The sequence below is a fragment of the Bradyrhizobium sp. LeoA1Lang genome (assembly GCF_055413685.1).
This window is the reverse complement of sequence record NZ_JBVAPG010000251.1, coordinates 1-8,110: the sequence shown is the minus strand read 5'-3', so window position 1 is coordinate 8,110 and position 8,110 is coordinate 1. Positions and strand designations below refer to the sequence as shown.

Below are 8,110 nucleotides of genomic sequence, written 5' to 3'. Positions count from 1 at the left end.
CCATCAGACTCGCTCGAAAGCGAATCCAACCCGCACACATCATCGCATGGTCACTTTGGCGTAGAGCTCACCAGGCCGCCGCCCAGCGCGCGCACTTCAAAACAAAAAGACAACTGTAATGCTAGAGAGCTTACAGGCGCCGCGGCAAGTCGCGGCAACGGCGCGGCGATATGGCGTGGCGTGCGGCCGCCATCTACAGCCTCATCGCCACGGCAAAACTCAATGACATCGACCCGCAGGCTTGGCTTGCCGCCGTGCTGGCCCGCCTGCCGGATCATCCTGCCAGGCGTATCCACGGACTCCTGCCTTGGAATTGGCGACCGACAAGCATCGCTCGTGCTGCTTGAGTGCATCCGATCATGCCCGCTAGACAGCTCTGTCTAACTCCCAGATTGGCGTAGTATCCATTAAGGAGCAGGCTCCCGGTGGAGAAATCGGCTCTCGTTATCCATGGCCCAACAGGCGCCTCGATCCGCCGAAACACTGTGACAAGAACGGAGCTAACGCGATGGAAACAGTGTCGACTGCGGTATCGTTGGGTGCGGATCAGCGAAGCAGAGGAGATCCTTTCCATTCGTTGGTCATCGTATTGCGGTGCGCGAGATCATAACCGACTTTGTGAAGCGCTCTCCGCCCGGCTGGCGGACGATAAAGCATCATACGAAGGAATAGCTAAATGCTCGCCGACAATGAGTTAGGGGCCGGGGCCGGATGTATACCTTCGATCGCGCATCTTTCTCTTGCATTAGCTGTCTATCAAAGTCGGCTTCGGCGTCAAAAGCGTGCCCCGAGGATTTACGCGTTTCGAAGAACTGGGATCAGGTCAAGCTGATGTTGAATACCGCGCAACCAAAGCGCAGATACTCGCCTCTCATGGCGGACACTGATCTATCGACCCAAAAGAAAGAATCCGCCGTACCGCGTCCTCTTCAAGCAGATGCGGGCCTGAAGATCGCGAACATATAGAGCAATTGAGAAAGCTCATCGCGCGCGAAGAGGATTAGGAAGTAGCGGGCGAATGAAAGAAGTCACTTCTGAGACGCCCTCTATTCAATTGTCTCTGTTGAATTTCGTCAAGACATCGTCTGCGTCCGTGAGAACGTATCGGAGCCCGGACCCGATCAACCAAGATGCAGCCGCTACGCCCAGGCTAAACATTGCTAGATAGATGTTGATCTTATTCCAGGCGAAGCCAGCCGCAACAAGGGTCATCCACGCCTGCGCTACTGCCCAGAAAAACCTATAGAGGACGTCTCCGAGCCTTGCTGCCATCTCTTGGTGCATCCTATGCGCTGCTCGTAAATCAAGGGCCTTGAAATCACCAGAACAGCGGGATTTTCGTCTGCGGGTTGAGCGATCATCGGAGGAATTAGGCCACCCTCACGTCGAATCGCTCTTTTGAATATCCTCGAGGATCTCCTGTCGCAGTTTCGGCCCTTGACTGAGCCGTCGCCCGAGCGCTGCGACGAAATGGTCCCACCGCGCGCCCCCTTGCGCCCGCGCCGCCTTTGCCGCCGGTTCGGGGAGTGGCGGTGTCGTCGTGAGCCAGAAGCGGACGAATAACGCCAGGGTCTCGACCGAGATCCCGATGTCGCGTTCGAGCCGTGCGATGCGGCGATCGATTTGGTCGAGCCGCTTGGCGATAGCAGCCTCCCGCCGCTCGTCGGCGTCGGGCGACAGGAAAGAAGCGATCGCGGCTTCGGCGATGAGCGAAATCGGCTGCTCGCGGCGTGCGGCATAGGCCGACAATGTCTTCATGACGTCAGGATCGAGGTAGACCGACATTTGGGCTTTCTTCTTCGGCGCGGTCATGCCTGCCTCACAATCCGAGATCATCGCCGGGATCGAGTGACGCCTGGCGGGCGACGCCCTGCATCATGTCGTTCATGCGCCTGATCCGGGGGGCATCTTCATCGAGATCGTCGGCAAAGTCGGCCGCGAACTCGTTGTCGAGCGGTTCATTCTTTTCGATAGTGTCTCGAGCAAGTTCCGGCTGCCGCCGGCGGTCGGCCGTCTTCGGGTCCTCTACGTCGGCCTGGTCGTCGGGAGGCGCCTGCGGTGCCGTGGGACGCCGCGGGAGTGGCCGTGAACTCCAATCGTCAGGCCTGCTGGCGTTGGGCTTGATCAGCACCGGTGGCGCCAGGATGCGCTCCTGGAAACGTCTGTCCTCGTAATAGCGCGCCTTCTTGGCTCGGATTGGATGGACCCCCGACATCATGACGATCTCATCGGATGGCGGGAGCTGCATCATCTCGCCGGGAGTGAGCAGCGGCCGGGCGGTCTCCGACCGCGACACCATGAGGTGACCGAGCCAAGGGGCCAGCCGGCTGCCGGCATAGTTCTTCATCGCCTTCATCTCGGTCGCCATGCCCAATGCGTCGGACACCCTTTTTGCCGTCCTTTCGTCGTTGGTTGCGAAGCTGACCCGAACGTGACAGTTATCGAGGATCGAGTTGTTGGGTCCGTAGGCCTTCTCGATCTGGTTCAGCGACTGGGCGATCAGGAAACTCTTGATGCCGTAGCCGGCCATGAAGGCCAGCGCCGACTCAAAGAAATCGAGCCGGCCTAGCGCCGGGAATTCGTCGAGCATCAGGAGAAGCCGGCGCCGGCCGGCTTTGGCTTGAAGATCCTCGGTCAAGCGGCGGCCGATCTGGTTGAGGATTAGGCGGATCAGCGGCTTGGTGCGGTTGATGTCCGATGGCGGCACGACGAGGTACAGCGTGGTCGCCCGCTCTCCGCCGACGATGTCGGTGATCCGCCAGTCGCAGCGGCGCGTCACCTCCGCCACCACTGGGTCTCGGTAGAGGCCGAGGAATGACATTGCGGTGCTGAGGACGCCGGAGCGCTCGTTGCCGGACTTGTTCAGCAGTTCGCGCGCGGCGGAGGCGACGACAGGATGGACGCCGGCCTCGCCGAGATGCGCGGTCCGCATCATCGCGGCGAGCGTCGATTCGATCGGCCGCTTGGGATCGGACAGGAAGGCCGCGACACCGGCGAGCGTCTTGTCGTCTTCGGCGTAGAGCACGTGGAGGATGGCGCCGACGAGGAGCGCGTGACTGGTCTTCTCCCAATGGTTTCGCTTCTCGAGGCTGCCCTCGGGGTCAACGAGGATGTCGGCGATATTCTGAACGTCGCGCACCTCCCACTCGCCGTGCCGGACCTCCAGCAGCGGGTTGTAGGCTGACGACTTCGCATTGGTCGGATCGAACAGTAGGACGCGGCCGTGCCGAGCACGAAAGCCGGCCGTGAGCTGCCAGTTCTCGCCCTTGATGTCGTGGACGATCGCCGAGCCCGGCCAGGTCAGGAGCGAAGGGATGACGAGGCCGACGCCCTTGCCGGATCTCGTAGGAGCGAAACACAGGACATGCTCCGGTCCATCATGGCGAAGATAGGCACGCTGGAACCTGCCGAGCACGACGCCGTCAGGTCCAAGCAATCCGGCCTGCTCGATCTCCTTTGCCTCCGCCCATCGTGCGGAGCCATAGGTCTCAGCATTTTCTGCCTCGCGGGCGCGCCAAACCGACATGCCGATCGCAACGGCTGCGGCGATGATGCCGCCGGATGCTGCGATGTAGGCGCCCTCTGTGAAGATTGAGGGCGCATAGGCATCGTAAGCGTACCACCACCAGAAGAAGGCCGGCGGGAGATAGAACGGAAAATGCAAGAGCTCGAACCAGGGCTGCCCGAGTTGCGGCTGAAAGCCGAGCCGCCAGGCCGTCCACTCCGTCGCGGCCTAGATCGTCAGCACGACGATCGCGAAGACCGTGACGACCTGCCCCCAGAGAATCTTGGTCGCGGACAAGGCGGCCGCCCTCTCCTGACGTCGGTGATTGGAAGGATCGCTCACAAGCCGAGCCCCCGGTTGCGCCCAAGACCCCAATCGATGCCGCCATCCGCGCGCGTGACGCCGGAAACATGCCGGCCAAGCTGTTTTTCCAGCGAGGGCGTCCAGGGCACGAGCTGAAAGCCGAGACCATCGTCGATCATGGCGAAGCGGCCGGAAGCGAGCGCGAAGCGCTGCCGATAGGTGCCGGTCACATACTGGCCGCCAGCCGACGGGTTGAACGGCTGGCCGGTCTCGGCGGCGAGCTGCTTGCCGAGATCCTCTAACTCGCGGCGCCGTAGCGTGCCGATGAGATTCTTCGCGAACACCAGTCCGCGCGACTGCCGCTCGGCGAGCCCCTGCTCGATGAGCTGCTCAGCCCGCCGTTGCATTGCGTCGCGGACCTCGGCGCCGAAGCCGCCCTGGCCAAGCGCCACAGGGTCGCACGCCACGGCCTGCCGGTCGAGCCATGTCGCACCGCTCGCCGTCACCTGCGCTTCGATCGACAGATCCGAGCGGACGGCCAGCGCTACGCGACGCCGGCCCTGCGCGTCATCGAATTTGCGGAGCTCGACGATCGAGCCCGGTGCGCTATCGCCGGCGGCATCGAGATCGGGGAGCCTGACGTGGTGGGTACGGCCATCGACGCCGTCCACCACGGCATAGGCAGTCGCCTTGAGCTCGTCATCGAGGCCGCGATCGACCAGGCGTCCGATCACGGGGACGCCGAGGCTTTCGCCTGATAGCACGTAGCTCGCGGTCCCGCGCTCGATGCCGCGTTCGGTCAGGCTGCGATGGATGCGCTTGATGATATCGCCGCGCTCGCCGAGCTCGCGCAACGTTGTCTCGGCGCTCTCGTCCATGACCCATTGGCCTGACCCGAGTTGATGCGCGAGACCAAGGCTCTCCAGGCGCCGCAGCCGGCCCACCTTCAACGCATGGAACTGATCGGGCTGCTGCGACGGATCGGGCGCAAGGTCGATGACGCCGTGGCGACCTCCGTCGCGAACAAGCTGGCGGTCGAGCTGTGTCCAGCGATCGGCTTCGACCTGGCTCTCGAGCGAGCGGTGAATGTCGAGATCGGAGCGCAGTCCGAGCTCCTGGGTGACCAGGTCCTGCGCGCGAGCACGCATCCCCTCCTTGATGTAGGCACGGGAGATCACGAGGTCCTGGCCGTCTTCGGCTACGCCCCGCACGAGAATATGGACGTGAGGGTGTTCGGTATTCCAGTGATCGACGGCGACCCAATCGAGTTTGGTCCCGAGATCCTTCTCCATCTGGCCGACCAACTCGCGCGCGAAGCCCTTGAGGTCCGCCATGTCAGGCGCGTCCTCCGGCGAGACGATGAACCGGAAATGGTGCCGGTCACCCTGACAGCGCTCACCGAACGCCTTGGGATCGGCATCGTCAGTGTCGGGGCCGAACAGACGGGCCTTCTCCCCGTCCCGGGTGACGCCCTCGCGCCGGAGATAGCCGAGATGAGCGGCGAGCGGCGCTGATCTCGCCGTGTGACGGACGACTCGGGTCTTGATTGTCACCAGACGCGAGCGGCCGGTGAGCAGTCGGTTCGCCCGTTCACTGGCGACGCGGCCGCGGCCGAAGCGCGAACGTCGATGGCTGGTCGGATGGCCGGCTCGCGAAACGCCGCCGCCGGCGCGCTGAGCGGCGGCGAGCGCCTGGGCGATGAAGGGCTTGGTTCGCTGGCTCCTTGAGGAGCGGATGCGGCCAGGCCGAGGCTGAAATTCCTTCTCCTCAGCCATGGCCGGGCTCGGCAATGTGCGAAATGCAGAATCCTTGCAATGAGTTGATGGTGGCGCGCACATTGCGTGCCGAAGCCGCACATTGCCGGATCAACGAAAAAAGAAAGCAACAACAACCGACCGACCGAGCCGCACATTGCGGCCTTTTATCTCGCCCTCGTTCGGTCGTTGCCTGCTCGCCTCCCTCGCCTGCTCTTTCTTGTTCGCAGGAACGCGCCAAGACACGCCTGAGCACGAATTCCGAACTAATGGCGCTGGCAATTGGCCATCGCACGACCAATGTCCAGATGTCCGCAGCATGGGTGCTTGGAAGGGTGCGTCGATCTGGATTTTCATGTTGGCAATGCGATGCCGTCATTGCGATCGTCCCGTTGTCGAGAGCGCGACGAACAGGCCTTCCGACTGCGGAGCAATGGCCGAGAGATCGTGCACGGGAACTGCAGCCGGCATGTTGTGCGCCGGTCCATTGGATGTCGCTCGCGCTGCAGCCGACCGCTCGTCAGCGTGGCCGAAAAAGAGCGGCGCCCGCGTCCAGGATGAACGAGAAGAGGCCGCGAGGAGAAGAGGTCCTGGTGCCTTCTCCGCGTCGACAAAAGGGACGATGGCCGCGACGTAGGCGACGGTCTCGGCGGGCAGCGGACGGTGTCTATCGCGAAACTCCTCGTAGCGGCCGGGGCCCGCATTGTAGGCCGCAAGGAAGCCCGGCGAGCCGTAGCGATCGTGCAGCTCGCGAAGGAAGGCGGCACCAGCGAGGATGTTGTCACGCGGATCGAAGGGATCGCGCCCGAGACCGTAGCGAACGCGCATGTCCGCCCAGGTCTTGGGCATCAGTTGCATCAGTCCGAGCGCGCCCTTGGGTGACACCGCGCGCCGCTCGCCATGGCTCTCGATGTGCATGACGGCGTGTATCCATGCTGCCGGAATGCCAAAGCGCTGCGCGGCTTTCCGAGCCCGCACCTTGCGGCCTCGATGGTGATCGACAGGCCGGAGGCGATCGACGGCGCACCCCGAAGGGGCCTGACAGCAAAGGAGCAACTTTCTTGGCTCGCGCGAGGAATGACGGCGCAGCCGGCAGGGGAAGAAAGTTGTGACGCCGCTGTTGCGCCTTAGGCGGTCGAGGCGCAGCCGTCCTTCGGCCAGATCCATCCATCGAAGAGGCCGTTTCGTGCGCTCGCTCCGAACAGAGCTGAAATCAAGAGAACATGGCGATCCTGGCGTCCCGCAAAGACCGGCGAGCAAGTTCGACGGAGATTGACTCTCGGCCCCGTGGCGACGACGGATCGAAGCATGACCACCCTCGAGCAATACGCCCCGACGAGTCGAGTTGTTGGCCGTATCGGGGTCCGCCGCTATTTGGTCGATCGCTCACGACATTGCCACGTATCTGCCTCACTGCGACAATCGGTCGGGCCGCGACGCTTGCACTGCCCTGAGTGTCACCTCAAAGACGAGGACGGCGAGCGCACCGGCTGCGTGATCAAGTCAACCTCACTCGACGTGACGTTATCAGTCCATCGTGAAGCCGTACCCGGCGGGTCCGGGCGCGGTCACTCGCCAGCCTCTGCACGGACAAGTCCAATCACAGCATGGCGCCCCAGAAATTGGCAGCCGCCAGGCGAGCGATCACCGTGCCGCAACAGGCAATTCCCTGTGGACTGCGCACGTGCGCATTCTGTCAGATTACAAGCGCGCTTCATGTCTGAAACCCGTCTCCGACTGTCTTCGAAAGCCGCATTGCGTCCAAAAAGACGTGGGCACTGGATCAGCGCGTGAACGAGCAGCGCGACGATTTCGACAACATTCCTGACGAGATACCTAGTGGGGACATGTTTTCAGTCGAAAAGCTGTCTTATGCCGCAATTCACCAGGCGATTGATCCGATCATCGAGCAGATGGTCGTGCCGGCAGATTGGGACAAGGACGAGATTTTGAAGCAAGTCACTGACCAGTTTGGTGTCAGCGAAGCGATGCTCCAGGATACCTCGACGCGCATCGTTTATGGGGAAGCGGCCAAGTCGGTCGCTGAGCGCGTCCTAAAAAAATATCAGGAAAGAATCATTGATGAGACTGCGGAGATCTTCAACCTCAAAGAGGAAATTATAAAGGCCGAACCAGATTCGGAGGAGTTTCGTACCAAGATCAATGAGCTTTCATGGAAATATACGTCATCCCTCAAAGCATTTGACATGGCTATACCTTTGCGCGCGAGCCGCTGATGGCGTGGTGCGAGGACAACCACGTGGATTATCTGTTCGGGTTCGCCCGCAACACGCGGCTGCTCGCCATGATCGCGGACGAACTGACGGCGGCTCGGGCTACGGCCGAGAAGACCGATCAACCCGCACGCCGCTTCAAGGACTTTCAGTGGAGCTTCAAAATGAACGCCTTCTGGGCGCCCGAAGGTGCCGTCCGAAAAGCGGTTGGAATTGAAAGTGGCGTAGTCTCCGGGGTGATCAACCTCGAATCACCCGGCGTTGACGCGCCGGGCTGGAGACCACGCCATGACAAGCGTTACCACGAAGGCTTT

4 protein-coding genes and 3 pseudogenes are annotated in these 8,110 nt (G+C 62.1%); 3 read left to right on the top strand and 4 right to left on the bottom strand.

Features of this window, described 5'->3' with window-relative positions; genetic code table 11:
- Positions 1 to 179: 179 nt before the first annotated feature.
- A pseudogene (locus ACZYOF_RS40675) lies at positions 180 to 347 on the top strand (transposase domain-containing protein); the annotation flags it as partial.
- 1,033 nt (positions 348 to 1,380) lie between these two features.
- On the opposite strand, the gene ACZYOF_RS40670 reads toward ACZYOF_RS40675, so the two are convergent.
- The 4 genes and pseudogenes from ACZYOF_RS40670 to ACZYOF_RS40655 all read right to left on the bottom strand — a co-directional run bounded on the left by ACZYOF_RS40670 (position 1,381) and on the right by ACZYOF_RS40655 (position 6,651).
- The gene (locus tag ACZYOF_RS40670) at positions 1,381 to 1,812 is read right to left on the bottom strand and encodes a CopG family transcriptional regulator (protein ID WP_463719264.1); all 432 of its coding nucleotides are present in this window, start codon (positions 1,810 to 1,812) and stop codon (positions 1,381 to 1,383) included.
- 7 nt (positions 1,813 to 1,819) lie between these two features.
- Positions 1,820 to 3,802: pseudogene (locus tag ACZYOF_RS40665) on the bottom strand (conjugal transfer protein TraG).
- 41 nt (positions 3,803 to 3,843) lie between these two features.
- Positions 3,844 to 5,583 carry a relaxase/mobilization nuclease domain-containing protein gene (locus tag ACZYOF_RS40660; RefSeq protein WP_463719263.1) on the bottom strand — a complete coding sequence of 580 codons (1,740 nt, stop codon included), beginning with the start codon at positions 5,581 to 5,583 and terminating at the stop codon, positions 3,844 to 3,846.
- Between the two features lie 354 nt (positions 5,584 to 5,937).
- Positions 5,938 to 6,651, bottom strand: a complete 714-nt coding sequence (locus ACZYOF_RS40655) for a lytic transglycosylase domain-containing protein (protein ID WP_463719265.1) — start codon at positions 6,649 to 6,651, stop codon at positions 5,938 to 5,940.
- 701 nt (positions 6,652 to 7,352) lie between these two features.
- On the opposite strand from ACZYOF_RS40655, the gene ACZYOF_RS40650 reads away from it, so the two are divergent.
- Both ACZYOF_RS40650 and ACZYOF_RS40645 read left to right on the top strand, forming a co-directional pair.
- Positions 7,353 to 7,799, top strand: coding sequence for a hypothetical protein (locus ACZYOF_RS40650; RefSeq protein ID WP_463719262.1), 447 nt, complete (start codon positions 7,353 to 7,355; stop codon positions 7,797 to 7,799).
- 23 nt (positions 7,800 to 7,822) lie between these two features.
- A pseudogene (locus ACZYOF_RS40645) lies at positions 7,823 to 8,110 on the top strand (hypothetical protein); the annotation flags it as partial.